Annotated in this window: 12 protein-coding genes and 2 pseudogenes; 5 read left to right on the forward strand and 9 right to left on the reverse strand. The window is 69.9% G+C overall.

Going from position 1 to position 21502, the window contains the following annotated elements; translation table 11 throughout:
* Window positions 1-872: 872 nt before the first annotated feature.
* From ACFWVE_RS27900 to ACFWVE_RS27910, 3 genes are read right to left on the reverse strand one after another with little or no spacing between them, the layout of a single operon-like run.
* Window positions 873-1037, reverse strand: coding sequence for a hypothetical protein (locus ACFWVE_RS27900; protein ID WP_384019536.1), 165 nt, complete (start codon window positions 1035-1037; stop codon window positions 873-875).
* 18 nt (window positions 1038-1055) lie between these two features.
* Window positions 1056-1328, reverse strand: a complete 273-nt coding sequence (locus ACFWVE_RS27905) for a hypothetical protein (protein ID WP_384019539.1) — start codon at window positions 1326-1328, stop codon at window positions 1056-1058.
* Window positions 1328-1561: a hypothetical protein gene (locus ACFWVE_RS27910; protein WP_384019542.1), complete on the reverse strand. Its 234-nt coding sequence runs from the start codon at window positions 1559-1561 to the stop codon at window positions 1328-1330. Before ACFWVE_RS27910 ends, ACFWVE_RS27905 begins: the two co-directional genes overlap by 1 nt.
* 900 nt (window positions 1562-2461) lie before the next feature.
* Between ACFWVE_RS27910 and ACFWVE_RS27915 the strand changes: the two are divergent.
* Window positions 2462-2722: pseudogene (locus ACFWVE_RS27915) on the forward strand (nicotinamidase); the annotation flags it as partial.
* Between the two features lie 195 nt (window positions 2723-2917).
* Here the strand turns inward: ACFWVE_RS27915 and ACFWVE_RS27920 are convergent.
* Genes ACFWVE_RS27920 through ACFWVE_RS27935 form a run of 4 tightly spaced genes read right to left on the reverse strand, consistent with a single transcriptional unit; the run spans window position 2918 to window position 13536 of the window.
* On the reverse strand, window positions 2918-4345 hold the full coding sequence (locus ACFWVE_RS27920; protein ID WP_384019545.1) for a hypothetical protein: 1428 nt from the start codon (window positions 4343-4345) through the stop codon (window positions 2918-2920).
* 24 nt (window positions 4346-4369) lie between these two features.
* The gene (locus tag ACFWVE_RS27925) at window positions 4370-8011 is read right to left on the reverse strand and encodes a hypothetical protein (protein ID WP_384019548.1); all 3642 of its coding nucleotides are present in this window, start codon (window positions 8009-8011) and stop codon (window positions 4370-4372) included.
* Window positions 8011-10251 (reverse strand): hypothetical protein, encoded by a 2241-nt coding sequence (locus ACFWVE_RS27930; RefSeq protein ID WP_384019551.1) that lies wholly within the window; start codon window positions 10249-10251, stop codon window positions 8011-8013. Before ACFWVE_RS27930 ends, ACFWVE_RS27925 begins: the two co-directional genes overlap by 1 nt.
* A gap of 6 nt (window positions 10252-10257) precedes the next feature.
* Window positions 10258-13536 carry a DUF6603 domain-containing protein gene (locus ACFWVE_RS27935; RefSeq protein ID WP_384019554.1) on the reverse strand — a complete coding sequence of 1093 codons (3279 nt, stop codon included), beginning with the start codon at window positions 13534-13536 and terminating at the stop codon, window positions 10258-10260.
* A 905-nt stretch (window positions 13537-14441) separates the two neighbouring features.
* On the opposite strand from ACFWVE_RS27935, the pseudogene ACFWVE_RS27940 reads away from it, so the two are divergent.
* Together ACFWVE_RS27940 and ACFWVE_RS27945 are read left to right on the forward strand one after the other, a co-directional pair.
* Window positions 14442-14898 (forward strand): annotated as a pseudogene (locus tag ACFWVE_RS27940) (DUF6233 domain-containing protein); the annotation flags it as partial.
* Window positions 14899-14957: 59 nt separating this feature from the next.
* A complete protein-coding gene (locus tag ACFWVE_RS27945; protein WP_384019557.1) occupies window positions 14958-15452 on the forward strand; it encodes a HEPN domain-containing protein in 495 nt (164 codons plus the stop codon).
* Window positions 15453-15545: 93 nt separating this feature from the next.
* On the opposite strand, the gene tpg is transcribed toward ACFWVE_RS27945, so the two are convergent.
* Together tpg and tap are read right to left on the reverse strand one after the other, a co-directional pair.
* Window positions 15546-16103 (reverse strand): telomere-protecting terminal protein Tpg, encoded by a 558-nt coding sequence (tpg, locus tag ACFWVE_RS27950; RefSeq protein ID WP_384019560.1) that lies wholly within the window; start codon window positions 16101-16103, stop codon window positions 15546-15548.
* Window positions 16104-16115: 12 nt separating this feature from the next.
* Window positions 16116-18347 carry a telomere-associated protein Tap gene (gene tap, locus ACFWVE_RS27955; RefSeq protein WP_384019562.1) on the reverse strand — a complete coding sequence of 744 codons (2232 nt, stop codon included), beginning with the start codon at window positions 18345-18347 and terminating at the stop codon, window positions 16116-16118.
* A gap of 342 nt (window positions 18348-18689) precedes the next feature.
* Between tap and ACFWVE_RS27960 the strand changes: the two genes are divergently transcribed.
* Both ACFWVE_RS27960 and ACFWVE_RS27965 read left to right on the forward strand, forming a co-directional pair.
* Window positions 18690-19094: a hypothetical protein gene (locus ACFWVE_RS27960; RefSeq protein ID WP_384019565.1), complete on the forward strand. Its 405-nt coding sequence runs from the start codon at window positions 18690-18692 to the stop codon at window positions 19092-19094.
* Between the two features lie 950 nt (window positions 19095-20044).
* Entirely contained in the window at window positions 20045-21361 is a 1317-nt protein-coding gene (locus tag ACFWVE_RS27965) for a DNA-binding protein (protein ID WP_384019568.1), read from the forward strand.
* Window positions 21362-21502 lie beyond the last annotated feature (141 nt).

The following is a 21502-nucleotide window of genomic DNA, read 5'->3' on the forward strand; positions in this document are numbered from 1 at the left end:
CGGCCCGCCGCGGCCTGAGCCCAGGGCCGGCACCCGGCCCCACCACACCTCGACACCCCGTCAGACACCCGCACACCCAACAACGTGACAACGCCATACCCACCACTCCCCCACCTCCCGGGCAGCGGACGTAGCAGCCAGAGCTGTCACAACCTGGGACTCTGTCTGGTGGCGCCCCAGGTTCAACCACCGCGTCTTGGCACGTGCAGCCTCCAGGGTCTGGTACTCCTGCACAAGCGCCACTGACTTGCCCGCGCCCCGCTCTCCGAACAGGGTGAGCACCGGCACGCCCCGTAGCTCCGCCAACCGCCGACCGTGGTCCCCTTCCTCAGCAGGCGCGCTGCTCCGGTCTCGGCCGGGTGCCCAGTCTCCCAGCGGTACCGTCTGCCGCGCCCAGGGGTAGACCACACCGGACAATGATGCTGTCGTCACAGGTCCAAAGCCTAGAGGGACGCACTGACATCGCCGATGACGGCGCTGGTTGACCATCGACGGGAAGCCACGTGTGGGTTCGCGGATCGCGAACCCACAGCCGGCAGGGCCGGCAACGTCCAGCAGCCGATCATGGAGGCTCCGCGACGGAAATCCTGCCCTAGGCAGTCTGAGCACCCCACCGGAAGTCCTGGGCCTTTCCGCAGAAACGGTATGCCGATGCCGGCCAATGCCCAGTGGAAGAAGCCGGGCTCCCGGTTGCCGCCGTAGGCCGAGTCGGGGAAAACGCACCGTGCGTTCGGCTTCCCGGAGCTGCAGCAGGTAGCCAGCGTCATCGGAGTGGCCCATCGCGCAGGTGATCTCATTGACCGTCCAGGCGATCCGCAGTAGGCGTTCTCACAGCAACTGCGGCAGTCTCACCCAACTTGCAAGGCTGCAGGTCAAACAGCCCGAATCGGGTCCAGAATCCGCCGCAACTCACCTGCGGCATCGCAGGTCAACGGCGTGCGATCACCGCAACAACGGTGCGACCTCACACAGTCCAGCACCCGGCGCAGCCCGGTGAGCTGTCGGCCGGCGGTGAACTGCTTGATGTCGGACGGCACCTTGGGCTCCTTCGGCGGCTAGACCTCGATGTACGCGACGACCACGACGGTGCGCAAAGCGCTGATCCAGTACAAAAGGCGTACGCGCTCGACTTCGTCGGCGTACTGGCGCAGCTGAGGGCCGGCGGCGTCACCGGGGATCGTCTCGCCGACGTCCGGGTCGACGGAGACGACGACCAGGGCGCGGTCCAAGGCGTGGATCTCCGCCTCGCTGGTGATGTTCTGCAGCTGCTTCGCGGCGGAGTCGGAGAAGGCGATCCGGGCGCGGCGGGAGCCGTGCTGTGGGGCCATCAGGCGACGGCCGGACGCTGCGCGGCGAGCCGGGCGAGGTGGGCCTCGCGCAGCTCCTCCCACGGCGTGCAGTCCTCCACCGAGGGCAGCCCGTTGGCCGCGATGTCCTCCAGGACGGCGGCGAACTGGTCGGCGTTCTCACGGGTCCTGGCCGCGTACGCGCGGACCGCGTCGGCGGCTGCGGGCTCCAGTTGCTGCCGGGTGTGGTCGGCGAGGGCCGGCTGTTCGCTCATCGAGGGCTCCAGGAGGGCGGAACTGGCGTCTGCTCCAACGGTATCGGCCGCCCCGGCCCGTGGGGACCACTCCGGACGAACCCGGCCGTACGAAGCTGCGGGACCCAGGTTCTGGAGGCGGGTTGCTGGGTCCGGCGGGCTTCCCGGGTTCCGCTCGCTGGCGATGACACAGATCAGCTGAACAGTGACACAGGTGAGTGTGCCCACCTGGGAAAACGGGGGGGTGATGACACAGATGACACAGGTCGGCCGGACTGTTCAGGCCGGGATCCGGGCACGACCTGGCCGTCGGTTACCTGGAGGCGGGCGGTCATCGCGTGGCCGTCGCACACCACGTACCGGCCGTCGCCGTCGTTACGTTCTGTACTGCTCACGAGTGCGCGCGACGACGTGCGCGATGGCCCGGGCGCGTCCGTCCTGGTCCTGGGTGCCGAGTGTGTGAGCGAGCAACTGCCGCGCCAGCCGGTGGGGTACTCCGTTGAGAAGGCGACGGACCGGCTGGTCACCAGGGGTTCGAACATGCTGGGCCCCAGGCCCACCAGGCCCCGGTGATGCCGCACGAAAATGTCCTCGATGGCCTCGGGAACGGCGACGTAGACACGCGGCGGTCTGCCTTCGGCGTGCACGGTGAACACCGGCCCGTACCTCCGACCGAACGCGCTCAGGCTCTCGCATTGCTCCCGCTCGCACGCCCGCCACGCACCAGCATCCAGCCGGGGACCGGGCGGCAACCCCTGCGGATCGCGGCGCACCGACTCAGCCACCGCTCAACCCTGGAACAACGTCCCCGATTTGCTTGGCGGCGATAGCAACGTCAGCCATACCGCCCTCTCCTTCATACTTGTGCGGATCGGTCTGAACGAGCCGCGGACTTGGCCGATCGGCGTCAACATGGTCCAGCGCTCCGCCGGCAGCGAGTACGCGCATATCGTCGCCACCCGCGACCACCACATCGATCCGGGCGGCCACTTCTCCGACCACCCGGACTACCGGAACTCCTTCCCCGTGCACTGCGTGGCCGGCAGCGAGGGAAGCGCCTTCCACCCGCACTTCGCGCCGACCGCCGCTTCCGGTGCCGTCGACGAGGTTTTCTACAAGGGTGCGCACTCCGCTTCGAAGAGCGGCTTCGAGGGCTCGGCCGAGGACGGCACATCCCTGTCTGCATCGCGAACAGCCTCCCGCCGACAGGCGTCTGGCGGTCCAGGGGGCGAGCGCGCGTCCGGTGATCTCCCTGGACGCGCATCGTAGTCGGCCGTGAACCGAGACAGCTCAAGGAATACCTGCCCAGGGCGCGCGCCGTAGGCACAGGTCCGCGGACAACTCGAACCAGCGAGCGGTGGCGGGCAGCAAGCTTCCTCACAACCTCTTGATCGTGAATTTGGCGGCAGAGTCGTTGTTGGCCCACATGGCGGCAGGCCACTTATCGCCGTTCCAATCTTCGTGCTTGTCGTTGCTCGTTCCGTTCAGGTAGCGCGTCGAACCGAAGTAGGCGGTTGTCACCTGGATGGTGTCACCTGCCCGGATGACCTGTGCACCGGAAACGCGGACCCCACCGTTGAACGTCACATCGTTGCCGCTGAGCCATACCGTGTCACTGTTGATCTGCAGCGGTTCTCCGTAAGGCCCGCGCAGGTCGGTGATCCGGGTGAGCCCCTGCGCGTGCAGCTCGCCCTCGGCTGTCATCTCCCCCTTGACGGTCAGGTCGTCGGTGACGGTGACATTGTTGTCGTTGAGGACTTCGACATGACTGTTGATCTTCAGCGGTTCTCCGTAAGGCCCACGCAGGTCGGTGATCCGGGTGATTCCCTGCGCGTGCAGCTCGCCCTTGACGGTCAGGTCGTCGGTGACGGTGACGTTGTTGTCGAAGGTGCTCGCCCCGGTGACGTTCAGGCCCGCGTCGACCTTCAGGCCTGCGGGCTGGCTGACCCGCAGCGGGCTGCTGCCCGCACCGCGCACCGATCCGGCGACCGTCAGGTCCTTCGCGGTATTGCTGAGGCTGACGTTGTCGGCGAAGGTGGCCGGGCCCTGGACGGTGAGGTTCCTGACGACGAGGTCAGGGATGCGTACGGTGACTGCCGTGGTCAGGGTGTGGGTGAGGGTGGCGCCACCGGCTGTGACTTCGGCGCGGAGCATGAAGCCGGTGACGGTGGTCAGGCCGCGTGGGGTGGGCCAGACGCGTTCCTTGTCGAGGGAGACTCCGGCGGGGGTGTCGCCCCAGTGCATCGTGTATTTCGCGTCCGAGCCCTCCCAGCGGAGCACGGCGGCCTCACCGTTCTCCACCATGATCTTCTCGGGCGCGAAGTTCCGGAACACGAACCCGGTCGGGAACTTGTCCACCACGACCGCAGCGTCCTTGTTGGTGAAACTCCCGTTCGTCCCTGACGAACTCTCGACGATCTCAATGGAGACCTGACCCGCCGTGCGGTTGACCGCGATGTTGGACAGGGTGAGCGTGATGATTTGCCCAGTGAACTGCACCGCGCGGGCCGGGGTGAAGGTGATGACCGCGAAGCCGCCGGAGACGGTGGGGGCGGACGGCGTCCAGCCGGTGCTGGCACCTGTCTTGATGGCGGCGCCTTCGGTGGTGAGGTGCTCGGCCCCGGCGCCGACCGGCACCCGGACGGTGATCTTGTTGCACCAGGCCGGCGTGGTGATCCCGCCGCCGACATTGATGTTGACGGAGCCGTATTCGGTTTCCTCGGCGGAGCTCACCCGCAACGGCTTCGGGTCGGTCGACGGTTCGTACGGCAGCAGGTTGGTGGTGTTCACCATGATGACGCTCATGCAACAGCCCTTCAGTAAGCGGTGTCAGGACGTCTCGGTCGCGTCGAGCAGCAGGTATCCGTACCGGGCCTGCGCCTGCGGGTCCCCGAAGTGCGCCGCGGAATCAGCCGGAACGATCGGCAGCTCCACCCACTCGGTGTCCGACCCGCGCGGCTCGGCCCAGCTCCACGCCCCGTGCCAGGACGCGGGCTGCGGCAGCACCACACCGGCCTCCGTCGGCTCCTCCTGCGCCCGCGCCCGCCGGGCCTCCTCGGCCTTGTCGACCCGCTCGGCCGCCAGCAGCGGGCCGAGCCGGAAGGACGCCCGGATCCGCCGCATCGCCTCGGACACCAGGTCGTCGGGCAGTTGCACCTTCGTTACCGGGAGGATGTCCGTGGTGGCATGCACCGCCGCGTACGGATCCATCAGTAGCGTCAGGTGGTGCTTCACCGGCTGGTCCGGGATGCGCGCGGGCACGGCCAGGCCGTGGCCCTTGCCGATCGGGGTCAGGTAGCCTCCGCCGCCCTGCGGCATGACCGCGTGGAAGAGGTCGTACGACGTCTCCTGGTCGGGCCCGGTCGCCCCGGCGAAGTAGCCGATGAGCCCGTCGCCGAGCCGCTTTTCGTTGCCGAGCCGGACCGGCCAGCGGTAGCCGTCGTACTCCTCCTGCGACTCCCCCAGCACCTGGTCCCAGCTCGGGTTGCTCAGCAGCGGTCCTTCGAGCTCGACGCCCAGATCGGCGCGCACCAGCGCGAGCGGACGGCCGACGAGCCGCAGCGGAGAACCGTCCTCCTGGGCCGCGTCGTCGAGAATGGTGTCGAGGGTCTGGTCGATGGTGTCGAGCAGACCGGTGAGCGCGGCAGCGGGTTTGTCCTTCAGGGTGCGGACGAACCGGGCCAGGTGCGGCATGGCGTCCTCGAACTCCCGGGCGTCGACATCTGGATGGGGCGAGCCGGGGAGCGGTAGCCACACGCTGTCGTCCGCGCCGTCGATGTCCTTGACGACGCGGAGTTCGCCGAGACAGACGCCGTCGGGTCCGTGGACGACGAGGGTCTGGTCGAGATGGTTGAGCAGCAGCCAGCCGGCCAGCGGATTTTCCGTCGTGGCCGCGCGGGCCATCGGTGAGAGCCGCTGTCCGTCCACGGCGCGTACGGTCTCCAGCCGGACGCGGGCGCCCTGGAGGAGACGCGGGCCGAGCTGGACGAAGCGGGCGGTGCCGACGAGGTCCTCGTCGAGGACGCTGTCAGGGGCAACGCTCTCGGCGAGGGTGAGGGAGACCTGTTCGTAGTTGCTGCTGTTGACGATGTCATAGGTGCGGCCGAAGCGGTCGACGATGCGCAGGTCGTGGAAGGCGAACTGGCCGGCGCGGACCGGCTGGAACGGTGTTCCCGGGTCGTCGGCGGGCGGCTCGAGCGGCCCGCCCTCCGGGACGCTCTGGATGTCGCCGACGAGCCTGGCGGTGGCCGCGGGGACGTGCACGGTGGTCCTGGCGGTGCCGTCCTGCTGGACGAGCCAGTCGTGGAAGCCGTCGAGGCGCTGGGAGAGCATTCCGGGGTCGCCGACTTCCTCGCGCAGGGCGAGCAGGCCTTCGGTGGGGGCGCCGGAGTAGGTGTCGAGGTAGCGGTCGATCTGCTTCTGCAGGACGAACGGCGCGCTCGGGGTGAGGAACGCCCGGTTCTTGAAGGTGAGCCAGCGCAGGTCGGCTTCGCCGCCGCCGGGCTGGGCTCCCCGGCCGGACCATTCGTAGCGGCTGCCGTTGAAGGTCCAGTAGGTGGTGTCGTCGGCCTGGAAGGGCGTGGGGCAGTACTTCAGTTCGTATTCGAGGTGCATGGGCAGCCAGGGCTGCCGCCACGGCGCGGTGTGCTCGGGGACGGGCCCGGTGACGGCGGCGGGGTCCGCGAGAGCCGCGTCGAGAGCGCCGGGGACCCGGGCCACCTGGTCCAGGAGGGCGAACTCGGCGAGCAGCGGGGTACAGGCGTCGGGGAGTCCGGCCAGTGGGGGGCTGGGCGCGGTGGTGGGCCGGTCGTAGGTCTTGCCGTCGACGGTGATCCGGGTGATCAGGGCTTCGGGGAGGCGGCAGGGCAGCGGGGTGTCCCGGGTGAGGGGTTCCTTGGCACCGGTGTCCTTGATGAGCACGACCGGGTCGGCGGGACGGTAGTAGGACTCGCGGGCGGTGCGTTCCAGCTGGTAGCGCGGGTCGAGTCCGCGTTCGGTCGCGTACTTCCCGATGTCGGCCGCGAGTTCCTCCGGGGTGGTGCCGGTGGGCAGTTGCCTCAACAGGACGAACTGCTCGTCGAGCAAAGCCTTGGTCCGCCCGGCCAGACTCGTCGGATCGTTCTCGTCGAGCTGGACATCGGCTGCGTCGTCGAACCCCGCGGGGTGCTCAGGGGTGAAGGCGGGGACCGGCTTGTTGCGCAGCCACCAGATGTTCCACAGGCGCTGCTGAGACCGGCGGAGCCTGGGCGTGAGGTCGTCGTATTGCCGTTGGACATGGTTGAGTTCGGCCAGCCATCCGGGTTCCGGTGGCGGGGGCGGCAGTTCGTCGTCGCCTTCGACGGGGCGCGCGGTCACCTTCCACACATGGCCGCCGTCGGAGCCGGAGAACCAGGAGTGGTGGGTGAGGGTGTCGAGGTCCTCTTCGCCGTCGGCGGTGTCGAGTGTTTCGAGGGTGCCGTGGAAGAGCGAGCGTACGAGGTCCCCGGTGCGCGCGGACCGGGTCTGCCGGGCGGTCAGCCTGCCGAGGGCTTCGGCGCTGCTGCTGCCCAGCGTGAGGATGGTGCTGAGCTCGACGTTGCTCGGTTTGTCGGACTCATGGGTGGCGCCTTCGCGCTGCCAGTCCACTCCCAGCGCGAAGCCGCTGTAGAGGGTGCGGTCCAGGGCGTCGGCGTCGGTGCCTTCGGGGGTGTTCCAGCCGAGGACTTCGAGGAGGTCGGCCGTCCCGTCCGCGTCCGGCGGGAGCAGGCCGGGCACGGACGCGGCGCGGTTGAGGTAGTCGAGTGCGTCGTCGCTGTACCAGCCGACGACGAAGTAGCTGAGCGTCGCGTCGGGCGGGTAGTTGTCCAAGCCGCCTTTGAGGTCCTCAAGGGTGTCGTGGATCGAGAACACGTCTTTGTTGTACGGCTGGTAGGCCGCGAAGCCGGGCAGTCCGGGCCCGGCCGCGGTCAGGTGCGGCTTCTGGGCGTGCGGTTCGGTCCACGGCGCCTGGGTGAGGTCGTGGCGGCGGCCGAGGAAGGTCAGCTCCAGCGGAGCACCCTCCGGCGAATCGGGGTTCGGGTGCTTGTTGGTGCCCCGGACGTCGTTGCCGTCGGCGTCCTGGACCGGGCGGCTCTCCAGGTAGTCGCTCTGCACGATCCACCCGACGGCCTTGCGGTCCGGCGCCGCCGCTGCGGTGCTGTAGCGCACGACCAGCCAGCGGTTGGGGACGAAGGGGAAGGTCGTCTCCCCTGTCGTCTGGTCGTAGTGCCCGTTGGCCAGCGCCTCGGGTAGCTGCCACTGGACGTAGACGCCTTCACTGTCCGGGCCCATGGTCTCGGTGCCGACGCCGGGGGCCGGCTCCGCACCCGCGCCCTCCTCGATCATGGCGTCGAAGTTCGGCGTCCACCGGTTGAACGTCTCGGTGGTGTGGGTCAGCCGGTTGACGACGAGGGCGTGCACCTTGACGGGGACGATCAGGTCCGTGGCGTTCATCAGGCGGTCTCCGTCCGGGCAGCGGTGCCGGTGGGGCTGAGGATTTCCTGTTCCAGTGGGGCGTTGACGAGTTCCAGGGCCAGCTGTCCGGGATCCAGGTCGGTGAGCCCGAACTCCCGGGCCAGGGCGGGCACCAGGCCGCCGGTGCCGAACATCTGAAGCACCGCGGGTCCGGCGTCCGGGTCGGAGCGCAGGTGGAGGTCGAAGAGGCTGCCGGTGGCCGGGTAGTAGGTCTCCAGCGGGGTGCCGATCGGCGGATCGGCGGCCAGGCTGCGCAGGCCGAGGCGGTTCCCGGAATCGATGCCGTAGTGGATGCCCTGTCCCGGTTCGCGGATGACGACCTTGTCGGGAACGCCGTCCCACAGGACGAGCAGGATCCTCTTGTCTGGTTTGGCGCGGCGCAGTTCGGTGAGGACGGTGCCGTCCTCGAGGTAGGCGGTGACCTTGATATCCGGCCAGGCGGGGATGAGTTCGGAGTGGATGAGCAGCCCGCCGACGGCCCGCTTCGCGCTGCCCGACCGGGCGGTGGTGGCCTGGTTGAGTTCGGGGGCGAGGCGGCTGTCGACGGAGGTGTGCACGCCGACGTCGGCGGCTCCGGCGACGAGCGCGTCGAGCCAGCCCTGGTCGAGGCGGAACATCCGCAGGGATTCCAGGGGCAGCATGCGCGGGTCGGGCACGAGGTGGTGGAACGGCACGCCCTGGAGCAGGCCGAGGCGGGCCTGCCAGGCGGCGATGGCCCCGGCGTTGCGTTCTGCGGTGGTGCGCAGCAGGGAGACGGCGCGTTCTTCCGCGAGCACGGACCTTGCCTGTGTACGTGTCACTCTCGGCTGCGGTGTCCTGCGTCCGGCGTCGTCCGGGAGCTGGGGGCTGTTGAGCCCGGTGCTGAGCCGCTCGCGGAAGCCTGCGGAGGCGAGTTCGCGCAGTGCGCCGAGGGCGGGTGGGGCATCCGGGTCGACCGAGGCGCGCGCCGGGTCTCCGGCCAGCGCCATCAGCGTCGTCGCCCGGTTGGCGAGTTCGCGGCGGGCCCGGCTGACGGCGGTGGTGTATTCGGGGTCGGCCAGGCCGATGGTGCGACCGAGAGTCCAGGCGACGGCATAGCTGACGTCGAAGATGCCGTGCTCGGGCTCGTAGATGAGCGCGTGGTCGGAGGTGGTGTGCGGGCCGGGGCTGTGCTCGGCGGGCACGTCGAAAGCGGTGACCGGCGTGGCCGGGCCGCGGTACCAGGCGAAGGTGCGTTCGCCGGAGAGGGTCAGCTGCGGGACGGCGGTGTAGCCGCGGGCAAGGCGGTCGCGGACGTAGCCGTCCTCGGGGTCGTCGGTGACCGGTGCGGTCACCGGCAGCCGCAGGGCGAGCTCTTCGAGCTCTTCGGGGTCCGCGGTGCTGGGGGCGACGAGGTTCTCCAGCAGTGCTCCGGGGTCGGCGGCGGGCCCTTCGCTGCTGGTGAAGCTCCAGCTGTGCAGCGAGCACAGGCGGACGGCCGTGGTGCCGCCGGGCAGGGTGCCGGACAGGCGGCCCTCGAAGCCTTCGAGGGAGACGAGGTGGACGGCGTAGTTGCCGGGGTTGTGGGGGAAGCGGTTGGCGTTGACGACCGCGTACTCCCCTTCTTCGAGGACTTCGCCGTCGGCCCGGGTCCTGTTCGCGTCGACGACCTTGCGGACGTGGGCGAGGTAGTACATCTCGTCCTCGCGCGGGGCGACCGCGTTGAAGAGGTCCGCCGGGACGTCGATGGTCCGGCACGTGCTCCGGGCCTCAGCCTCGTCGACGCCGCCGGACGGCAGGTTCGGGCCCTTGACCCCCGCCTCGGCAGGGTTCCGGAGCTCCTCGACGGTGCGCAGCACGGTGTCCCCGGACGCGGCGGGGTCGTCGGGCAGTTCGTTCTCGCCGAAGACGAGCAGGGCGAGCCAGGGCGGGCGGGCCGGGGGCTGCTCGGCGCGGGTTCCGGCGAGGTTGCGTTCCCAGGGCAGGATCGACCGGCTGAGGGTGATGTGCGGCAGGGTCCTGGTGTAGGCGCCGGTGCTCTCGCGCGGCGGGTAGTAGGCGTGGACGGACGCTTCGCTGAGCACGAAGCGGACAGCCTTGATCTCGAAGGTCTCCTCGGACGGGGACAGCTTGTCCTGGGCGTCCAGTTCGCCGCCGGAGTCGCTGAGGGTGTTCTTGACCACGACCCGGTAGTCGCCGGGAGTGGCGCGCGGGATCAGGTGGTCGAGGAAGTGGATGCGCAGATCCGGTTCAGCGGTCACGGCCGGTCACCTCGTCGCGGTGGTGGTCAGGGGCGGGGTGGTCAGACTGCGGCCGGCGAGTGCGGCATAGCCGGTGAGCGGGCTGTCGGTGCCGGCGCCGGGTCCCGCGCCGAGCCGGGCGAGGGTGCTGAGCGCGGCGGTGCGGCGGGCCTTGACGGTGGGGGCGGCGACGGTGTCGACGATGGTCCGCACGCTCTGGTCGTCGGCCCGGGGCTCGGGCCCGGCGGGGTCGGACACGCGCAGGGGCATGCGACCGTCCGGGAGTCCTTCGTACGAGAGCGCCTTTGAGGTGACGGGCCCGGTGTCGGTGCCGTAGTCCGGTTTGGGGAGGGTGATCCTCAGTCCGGTGAGGCGGTTTTCGAGCAGTTCGTCGCCGTCGAGCGCATCACCGGGTTTGGCCAGGGGCTTGCCCCACAGGCCGGGGGCGACGGTGGCGGTGACCGGCTTGACCACCCAGTAGTGGTCGGTGGGGTGGAAGGTCGTGCCGTCCTTGGTGATGGTGACCCAGTGGGCGGAGGTGACACCGGTCTTCCGCATGGGGCGGATGTCGATGGTCCCCTCGTCGGACTGCTCGATCAGCCGTTCGTTGATGTACAGGTGCGAGGCGGGGATGCCGGCTTCGGTGGTGAAGGTGAATCCGGCCGAGGAGACGAGGGTCGGTTCCTTGGCAGCCGCGCGCCGGGCGATCTCACCCTGATCGGCGTCGGCGAGCAGGCCATCGTTGGGGATGACCCGGACGGGTGCGGGGATCTGGGTGCGGAACTCGGGCCAGTCCACGGCGGGGGTGTTGTCGCGGGAGGAGCCGAAGCCGAAGCTGAAGGAAATGAACCAGAGTTTGACGGTGGCCCGGCCCCCGAAGGGCGGCAGCCACAGGTGGAGGTCGATGCCGACCTCGACGGAGATGCGGACCCGGACGAACCAGACCTTGATGGTGGCCGCGACGCCGATGCTGATGCCGAGCTGGACATCGAGGTAGAAGGGTTTCCACTGGACCAGCACGTCGAGGTGTGCGGTGAACCACGCGGAGAAGATGCCCTTGTCGTAGACGGCGGCCAGGCGCCCGCCGAACATGAACGCGGCGGGGGTGATCGCGGCGTAGGCCTCGGCCCGCACCGTGATGTCGCTGGCCGGGGACCACACGAACCCGAGGCGCTTGGGCCGGGGGTAGTGCGCGGGGACATTATAGGCGGGGTGGTAGCCGCCGAGGCTGATGGCGAAGTCCCCGGCACGGCTTCCACCGGTCCAGACGTAGACGGCCAGGCCACCGGTGAGTTCGATCGACGGGTCGAGCACATAGCTGCCGGGCAGCAGGGCTACGTCCATGGACAGGCAGTGCTCGGCGGAGCTGAAGCCGAGGCTCAGGCCGATGTTCACCCTGGCGATGGCCCGTGCGTTCGGGTTGAGGGTGCGCGGCAGGCTGACGGAGGTGCGGCCGAGCAGCATGGCCTTGACGGAGTCGCCGAGTTCGATCACGGCGAGGGCTTTGGTCTCGATGAAGCCGAAGCTGGTGAACTTCACTCCGGCGGCGATCCAGTACTGGCCCTCGGTGGGGCGGATCCAGCCGGTGGGTCCGGTGAGGGCCTTGAGCGCGTCCTCGGGGGTGTACGGCGTCGGGGCGGGGTCCCCGGGCAGCGCTTGGGCCGCGTCCAGCCGTGCCACCAGCGGGAATTCGGCGAGCTCGGCGCCGGTGGGGACCTTCTTGAAGGAGCTGTTGATCCCGAATCCGGCGGAGAAGCCGGTGACGGTGAAGGGCGGCGGGCCGAAGACTGAGGCGCCGCCGAGGAGGGAGACCTCGCCGTAGATGAAGACCGAGTGCCAGCCTTCGACGCTGCGCGCCCACACGGCCTGGGCGCCGAGTTCGACCGCCATCGCCTGGACGAGGATCAGTCCGGCGAGTTCGAAGTCGAGGGTGGGGTCGTCGGGTGTCTTGTTGAGCAGGCCACCCTTGAGGCCGATGAGCCCGTCGGCGGCGGTGGCTTCGATGTTCATGCCGTGCAGGAAGGGCAGCAGCGGGAAGCCGCCGCTCATGCCGACGTAGAAGCCGAGCCCGGCGACCTGCCAGGTGAGAGAACCGACCGTGACCTGGCCCTGGAGCTCGATCAGCAAACCTTTTTTAAGGTCGTAGCGGAACACGATCGCGGAGAGGTAGACCGGCCCGAACTGCTTGCCGATCACGAACTCGTATTCGAGCCCCGGCTTGTCCGGGCTCTGCGGATCCGGTCCGAACTTCGGCGGGACGGTGATCACCAGTGCCGGGGTCGGATTGCCCATGACCGCGAGGTGGACCGCCGCACTCACATTCTTGCCCAGCGGGACCCCTGCCGCCTCGTTCACCACCGGCAACTGCTGGAGCGGGCCGAGGTTGTACTCCGTGACCACCCGGTTGATCTTGATGACGTCTTCGGCGCCGAGGTTCTCGGAGACGTACATGATCTGGAGCGCGGGCAAGGACAGCAGCCCGTTGCCGATCATGGGCCCGACCACCGGCAGCCCGGAACCGTCCCAGTCCGTGCGGACCCGGACCATGGCGACGGTGGTGGCCTTGGGTTTGCCGTCCTGGCCGGTGCGGCCGAGCACCGTGGTCCGCAGCACCAGCACTTCCACCGGGTTCGCACCGGTGCCGTGGTCCACCGGAGCCTCGGCGGTGACCATCAGGTTGTCCGTCTTGCCCATCGGGTGCTGGTGCAGCTGGACCCGCTCCAGCCAGTCGACCAGCGGTCCGGGCAGTTCGACGCCGTGCTCGCCGAGGGCTTCGAGCAGCGGGGTGATCAGCAGCGGCGGTCCGTCGAGGGGCTGGGCCGTGCCGATGGACTCCCTGCGCAGTTCGGCGCGGAACTCCAGCGGGTCGGCGACCGCCCCGCCGAGCTGGAAACCCACCCAGGGCCCGGTGCCGGGGCACCGTCCCGCCGCGGCCGCGGCCTGTCCGGCGGCCAGCAGGACCCGCAGCGACCGGCCGCCGGACAGTCCGGACAGGTCGACGCGGGCAACGGCGGTCTGGAGCAGCCAGGTCGCCGGGCTCGCCTCGAAGAGCAGCGCGTCGACCGCCGTGCCGGTGGCGAAGAACCGGGCACTGGCCGGCATCTCCTCACCGGCCAAAGTGACTTTGCCGGTCACTGTCAGAGCAGCGCTGTCGGCAGTCGCCTCAGTGAGGGTCAGAACGCCGCTGGGCAGGTGCTCCAGGGACTCGGCCTCGCCGCTCAGCCCGAGCCGCCCGGTGTCGACCTCGAACGTACCGGCACCCCCCGCCGGGAACAGTGCAACCAGTTCGTCGACCGTCAGCGCCATGGGTGACCCCCGCCTGTGAACACGGTTTGGTGAGGCGCCCGCGGAGCGCAGGCTCTGTCGGTCCCCCACATATCGGTGCCGGGGGAGTGCTTCATCGCGAGGTTGCCCTGCCACCGGCCTGCCTCACCGGAGATGCTGCTGTCCCCCAGCGAGACCGCCACCGTCGGCCGGGCCCTCGTGTCCTGACCGGCTTCCTGCGCCCGCACGGGGCCCGAACTCCCCGACGTGAGGGCGGCCGCAGCTGCCCCGGCCCCCGCCGGCCCGACGATGGCGAGCACGCGCACCACGAACCGGCCTCTCCTGCGCCGTGCTGTCTTTGCCCCGCGGGACCGAGGTCCCTCCGTCACGTCCATGAGCTCTCCCCCTCCGATGGCGGCCCGCGCGGCTCTCCGCGTCGGTGAAGCCGCGGCACAGCGGCCCGCCGGCAGTGCCCCGCCTCCGCCAGGGGCGAAGGACAGGACGCAATCACCCGATGGCAACGCAGAGCAGTCGATTGGTTACCAAGTGTGATTCATGAATGGGTCGGCGGCATACCCCTCCGGGGTCGCATTCACCGGAACGTGGCCCTCCGCACCCGCGACAGCGAGCCGGACCGCACGGGACGCCGCGCCGGCCGCGACCCTGAACTGGCCGAGTTCGCCCGCTAGGACGTTCGGATCCAGAGGGCGGCCAGGCTGGTCACCGGGCCAGCTGGTCAGCCGCCAAAAATCCTCGTCCTCCAAGACGCCTTCTTGGCGGAGGTGACGGCATTGGTGGGCGTGGGGCGTGCAGTACCCGTCTCTGGTCTCGCCTTGCCGGTCACAGGCGGCGACCTGGCAAGGCCCCAGGGCTGGCAGCGGTGCACCTCGGGGTGAGCGAGGAAGTCCTCCAGCGTGAGCCCGTAGACGTTGCGCCTCTGGTAGTCACAGGAGGTCACCGGCCGCCTCCAGGAGCGCCAGCAGGTCCCGGGCGCCTGGCTGTACAAGGTGGCCGTCCCGGCCTGGCAGAACACGCCTTCCGGGCAGGTGGAGCCCGCCTGGTACGGGGTGTGGGTGCAAGCCCCCGACCACGTGAAGCCCGTGCCCGGCGTCTCGTACGACGACGTCCCCACGACCCGGCTGCCGTCGCCGACGACGGAGCAGCAGATCCTTGGGGAGCCGCCGGCCGTCCGGCTGGGTCCTGCAGAAGCTGCGGCCGCGGTCCCGGCCGGAGCGTCATCCACGCCGTCGACTGCGAGGAAGCACCCGCCGGGCGCCGAAGCTGACCCTCGACAAGGCGCTGGACGCCGCAGAGCATCCGGGAACCCGGCTGTGTTCCCTGTGTGGTGCGGCGGCCGAACTGGACCCGGCACTCAAGGGCTTCGACTCCGGCAGCGAGGACTAACGCTCCGAGCCCGGAAAACCGGTCTCTGTCAGTCACACCAGCGGTACAGAATGTCCGTCATGACCTATCAAAGCCCGTTCGGCGACCTGGGCACCGACCACGAGTGGTCCGACGCGCTGTGTCTGTCCCGCGACCACTGCACGGACGCGCCCGAGGAAACGATCCGTGAGTTCTTCGACGGCGCCATCGCGCTGATCGACGCCGGGGTCCCGCAGCCGGCCTTCTTCCTCGCCCGGCAGCTGGCTGAGCTCTCGCTGAAGGCCCTCCTCGGACCGGAGAAGGGCCACAACCTGGGGAAGCTGCTGAAGCAGCTGGAGGAAGCCGACGACGACTTGTTCGCCGCTGGCGACGACCAGCACCTGGTCGTTGAGTTCATCCGGGACCTGCACCGCCGCGACCCGAACGGCGACGAGGGGCGCTACCCGGCCACCACCAAGGGGGTGCCTTCGCTGGCCACCGTGTGCTGCGCCAACCCGCCGCTGTTCCGCGAGTACATCACCATCCTGTTCATGTACACGCAAGGCCGCATCAGCCGTGCCGCCCAGACCGCCTGAGCGGCGAAGTCCCCCGGCGTCGAAGTGGTCGGACCCGACACACGCGAACGAGCCCCGGACTGGCTGGTCCGGGGCTCGCGGTGCGTCGGGCAGCTACAGGTCGAACTCGACGTGCTCGATGTCCGTGAACCGGACCTCCTCCAGGCTCCCGGCGCGGTGGCCGTTGTCCTGGAAGTACACCTCCTTGAGTGCCTCGGCGGCGAGCTCCTGGAGCTGCTGCTCGGTGACGCCGGCCTCCTGGGCCTCGAAGAGGCGGGCGGCGTAGCGGGGCGGCAGGGCGACGGTCAGGTGCCGGATGCGGTCCTGGTCCGTCGACCCGATCGGCGCGGTGTAGCCCATGCGGGCGCGGGTGTCGATGACGATGCCGCCGGTGGTCGCCGCCTTCTGCCGGGCCTTGGCCCGGATTTGCGGCTGCCACCGCTTCTTCACCTCACGCTCCAGGCGTGCGGCGAGGTCCGGGCGGGGCTTTTTGATCTGGTCCTTCACGTACCGCTCCACGGTGCGCTGGGAGATGCGCAGCATCTGGGCGACCGGCTTGGTGCCCTTCATCTGCTTGACCAGGTACCGCATCTGCGGGCCCGCGCTCTTGGGTGCCGGGCGGGTGAACGCCTTCTGCACCGCGGCGTCCAGGCCGTCCCCGAACAGGCTCATCGTCGCCTTCTCCTACTCTCCGTTGTCGACGTCGGTGACGGTGCCGTCCTTGATGTACCGGGCGAGGTTGAGCTCCGGCGCGTCGAACCGGTCGCGGACCTCCTCGCCCCACAGGACGCTCTGGGTGCCCTCGTGCTTGACCAGGCCCGGGTTGATGCCGAGCTTGAAGCCGCCCGGCAGCGGCTTGCCGTCCCGGTACGGCAGGAGGTCCAGCGGGCTGGTGCCGTTGGCCGCGTAGACGACGCAGTCGGACAGGATCGCGACCGGGTACTGGCCGGTGAAGGCCGCGTGCTTGACGATCTTGCGGTGCAGGTTGATCCGGGTACGGGAGATGACCGCCGCGCGGATGTCCGGCCGCCACGTCGGGCGGGACAGCGCCCGCCACGGCTCGCCGGGCCGCCAGCCCTCACCACGCGGGCGCTCGCGCAGCTTGCCCAGACCGCCCTTGACCGTCGCCTTGACCGCCGAGACGACGATCGCCAGCTCCGGGTCACGGTCGCGGTAGCCGTCCATCGCGGCGAGGAAGTCGGCCGGATCCATGTCGGCGTGCACGCCGAGGTCGGCCATGGTGGCGAGGAAGGCGTCACGCAGCCGCTGGTACCAGCCGTCCAGGTAGCGGCCGTTGTCGTGCCGGACGTACGCCTCGATGGGCGTGACGTCGTAGCCGAGCTCCACCGCGTAGGCGACGGTCGGCGTCGCGTACCAGGCAGGGCCCTCGGGACGCCCGCCCTTGGGCGTGAACGGGCTGGGCAGCAGACTGGCGTCCAGGTCCGCCCACTTGTCCTTGCCGGCCTTCACCCGGGACAGGTCGACGTGGGACAGGTCGACCAGCCACGAGCCGGGCAGCTTCGCGTCGAACACCGGCGCCTTGACGTGCGTGGGCGCACCGAGGCCGACGACCAGACCGTTGGCGCCGGCGGCGAAGGCCATGTTCACGTCGATGCCCACCAAGTGCCGCAGGGTGCACTCGGCATCCGTCATCGGCCGCGCCCAGTCGTACGCCTCCTCGAACAGCTTCTCCCCGGGGCCGCGGACGTGGAAGCGCGGCAGATCCTTGAGCAGCGGGTGCCCGTCGGGGGCCTCGCACGGCGCACAGTCCACCGGGTCCTTGCCCAGGCTGCCGGGGTTGCGCTCGGAGTGCCGCTTCCCCGTCGCGTCCGGCTCGGAAGCCCGGGTCGGCGGGTGCAGCGTGGTCATCAGCTCCAGGCCCGTCACGGCGGTCGATCCGCGCGGCGTCATCACCCGGGACGCGTACACGCCCAGCACGCGCGCGAGTTCCGCCGGCGGGAGCTGCCCGGCCTCGCCCCAGTGCCGCGTGTCCAGCGCGTTCCACGACGGGACGCACAGCTGCACGCAGGCCCGCTCCGAACCGGTGGCGGGGCGATAGATCCGCGCCCACGGCCCGAAGCCGCGCTTGGTCAGCTTCCACTCCGCGCGGACCAGCTGCTTGATGGCCTTGTGGCCCTCCGGAATCCGCCCGGCGAGCCGCTCCTCCTGCGTGAGCGCGACCGGCAGGCCGTAGCGCTCCAGCGCGGCCTCGGTGAGCACGATCAGCGGGTCGGCGTCCTTGCCCGGCCCGGACAGCTTCGGCTGCCCGAGCTTCGCCTCGCGCAGCGTCCAGTCCACCAGGGCCGGGACCGACTTGGCGGGCACGTCCAGGACCAGGCCGCCGATGCAGTACGCCAGCACCTGCCCATCGGCGCCGACGTCGACGACCGCCAGCGGACCATTCTCGAACCGCGGGTCCGTGCCATCGGCCAGGGTGTTCGTGGGGGCGGCCTCCTTCGCGGCCGGGCGTCGCGACGCCGACGACGTCGTCCTGGTGGTACGCGCCGGACTGGGCGCGGCCGCCGGAGGCATCTGGGTGTTCTGTTCGGTCGTCATGGCCGCAGCCTCCGGCACCACGTCTGTGGGCACAGGCTGCGCCTGCGGAGCCGGGGCGGGAGCGCTCGAGAACGTCTCCGGAACGGTCGTGTCCTCAGCGGGCGCCGTGGCGTTGAGGCCGGCGGGGTAGAGCTCCGCGAGCTTACCGAGCAGTCGAGCGTACGCCTCGCGCTCCGGCGGCCTCGGCTCGGTCTTGCCGGCCTCCCAGCCACTGACGGTCGCCCGCCGCACATCCAGGGCGGCCGCGACCTCATCCAGGGTCAGGCCGTGCGCGGCACGCAGCCGCTTGCGTTCCGTCGGCGGCGGCAGCGGAGACCGGGACGCGACCAGCGCATCGATCCGATCGAACAACTCGGACATGGAACACCTCCTGAGCAACACCCTAGTCCATGAACCGTACAGACAGCGTACGGTTACCGTACGTATTGCGCACTCGTTGCGTACGGAATGCGTTCTGGTAGGCGTCGATGTTCTGTTGCACCGAACCTTGAGCGTTCTCACTGAAGGTTGAGTGGATCACTGCCCGTACGGCCACGACCGATGCCGGAGCCGGTATGTAGCCGATGACGAACAAGTGGGAGAGCGGCTTTACCCAATCGAGTGTTCTCTGCTGCTTAGGGGGAGATCTCGCCCGGCGATCACGACACTTTGGGTATGTCCGACCCGACATGAGCCCTGAAGTCAACCTGTAGGAGGAAACTGATGCCAGCAATTGACCCGGAAGTCCAAAGAACGTACGAATCGATCAGGGCGGGCGATCTTACGTGGGCCGTCTTCGCCGACGACGGCTACCGTCAGTACATCGTCGATCACGTGAGCGTGGACTCGGACTACGACGCCTTCTGCGGCCGGTTGGCGCCCGACGACGCCAAGGTGCGTTTCGCTTACCGCCGCTTCGAAGCCGGGGAGAACGGCTCTGAGCGCGCCAAGTACGCCTTGTTCGTCTGGGCCCCGGGGCACATGACCATGAAGTTTCCCGCGAAGTCCAGGCTCTCCACCGACAAGCTGGCCATCCAGCAGGTCGTGCAGGACTGGGACGCCGAGGTCGTTGCCTCCCAGAGGGATGACCTTGCCCACGCCAAGGTCGTTGCCCAGCTCGGAAACTGATAACGACCGGGCCCGGTCTGTACCCGGATTGTCCCGGGGTACAGACCGGGCCCGGTTCGTTCGGTGGAACTCGTGGTCAGCCGGTGTCCGCGAAGAAGCGCCACCGTCGCCCACACCCAGGCAGCCCCGAGCGCGGCGGCCCATAAGCCCTGCGCCGTGCGGCGCCCCACCGCTTCACCCTCAGCCCACGCAACGACGTCCTCACGCACAGATGACCTGGCTCCACCCCGCCGACCGCAACCTGGCCTGGAGCAAGCCCCGCCCGCCCTTGGAACGCGACGCCCTCCCCGACCTCGACGCCACGGTGCTCTTCCACGCGCACGACGAGGAAGCGCCTCCCCCGCGACCGGGACTCACCGGAGTGGGCCGCCGCCATCGCGGGCCTCATCAACTCTGGCCTCCTCATACCCACCGAGGGTGACACCGCCATCGACGGCCTACCACCTCCGCATGATCCGCGACATCCCCGCCGTCGAGTCGCCGACCACTGACACCACCACGTCGTCCGACACGAACTACGGCGCTCGAACCTGCCACTCAACCTTCAGTGAGAACGCTCAAGGTTCGGTGCGACAGGACAGTCGAAGCTGGAGTCCCGCCCAGTGTCCCGTCATCGCGGCACCTGGGCCCGTGCGCCGCGGCTGCTGTGAGGACCAGAAGAGACAGGTCCGTGCGCTGGGACTGAAACCAGCTGGGGTGACCTCGGGTGACCCCCGGCTTGGCGAAGGAGCCGAGAGGCAGCTGCGAAAGAGATCAGCTCTTCACAGCCGTTCTCGGGGAACCGGCTTGCTTGGACTCCGCTGGGCATCCGTTGCGAAAGCGCCCGCCGGGACGGCGGACACGAGACCGTGGTGGAGTGACCCAACACCCCGCCCGGCCTGCTGCGGACCGCTCCCCTGCAGGGGGAGACGACCTCGTCGCTGATCTGCCGCATCGCGAGCCGTTACGGGATGGAAGCGAAGGTGTTGCGGTCGTGCTGGCAGTGGCGCAACTACCCGCCTGGGCACGACGGCGGGGGCGCGCGGGCCGACGCCGAGGTGCTGCTGAACGCAGCCGGACGGCAGCTCCTGGCAGGCCTGTGCAGCGTCGAGGAAGACGTTCTGGCGCGGGCGTTGCCGTCCTGGGGACAGGAGAACGCCAAGCTGTCGGCCGGAAAGAACGGGGTGCCGGCGGCGGCGTGGCGGACCGGCGGCGCGGTCGCCGGGCCGGTCGCCTTCGGCTGCCGCCTGTGCGCGGCCCGGCGCACGGGGACGGTCGTGCGGGTGGTGCGGTACGCACCGCGATGGGAGCGGGTGTGCGCCCGGCACGGGCGGTGGCTCCTGGACGCGGATGCCGACCAGCCTCTTGAGTATCTGGACGTGCGGGGTGTACCGGAAGTGGCCGCGGCGCAGCGGCGGTGGGCCGGGGTGGCGCGGCGGGCAGCACGGGCCGGAGTAGAGCCGGCAAGGGTGTTCGCTCTGGCGCACGCGGTGGTGGCCCGGTGGTGGGAACAGGCCCTGCACTGGGATCGGGAGACCATCTGGCCGCGGCGCCTGCACCAGGTCGCGGGCGGCGACGCCGGGGGCGATCTGGAGCGGTGGCGGATCGTGGGGCGGAACGCGGTCGTCTTCCCCGAGGTGGTGGCCATGGCCGACGCGTTGCTGGATCCGGCCATGGCCCAGCTGGCGTGGGCCGACAGCGGCGCCGGGCGGCCGCGGCCGCTGCCCGCCGACGGGATGTTCTGCCGCCGGCTGGGCGAGCGGGTCGGGCGGGGGTGGCTGGGGCCGCTGGCCGCCACCGACTACGGCGGTCCGCTGACCTCGTGGATGGGCGCTGTCATCCGCATCCGCCGCGGCGCCGGGGGCCCTCCTGGGTACGGCAACGATCCGTGGTGGCTGCGCCAGGAGCACCAGCCCGCGTCCATGGCCGGACAGTTGCGCGTCCTGTCCAAGGAGCGCAGCGCGCCCGGCTCGGGCACCACGTGGCGCTCTGCGGTGCCGGCCGAGCAGCGGGCACGGATCGCCAGCCTGGTCAACGACGCCGAAGAGCAGCTGACCCAGCTGCGCGGTGCCCAGTACGGCAAGACCGCCGACGCAGCGCAGCAGTTGCTGGGCAACCTCGGCCATGCCGCCACGCTGATCGAGCAGGCCGTACGGGAGACCGCAGCAGCAGCCCTCACGGCCGGGATGGCGCTGGAGGATCTGGCGCGCTGGGCCCGCCTGCCGGCCGATGTCCTGGCCGAAGCTCTCGCGGACCCCCGCAACGAGCAACCGGGAAAAGGGCGGTGAGCACGCATCAGGGGGCAGGCAGGCGTGCACGGGCTGTCATCCGCCGGGGCGATACCTCATCGTCCGGCACTCGTGATCAAAATCCGTGAAGCCGCCCGCCACACGGGCAGGACGGGCTTGACTGGGGCACGTGGGCAGCAA

It is taken from the genome of Streptomyces sp. NPDC058632 (assembly GCF_042717095.1).
Classification (GTDB): domain Bacteria; phylum Actinomycetota; class Actinomycetes; order Streptomycetales; family Streptomycetaceae; genus Streptomyces.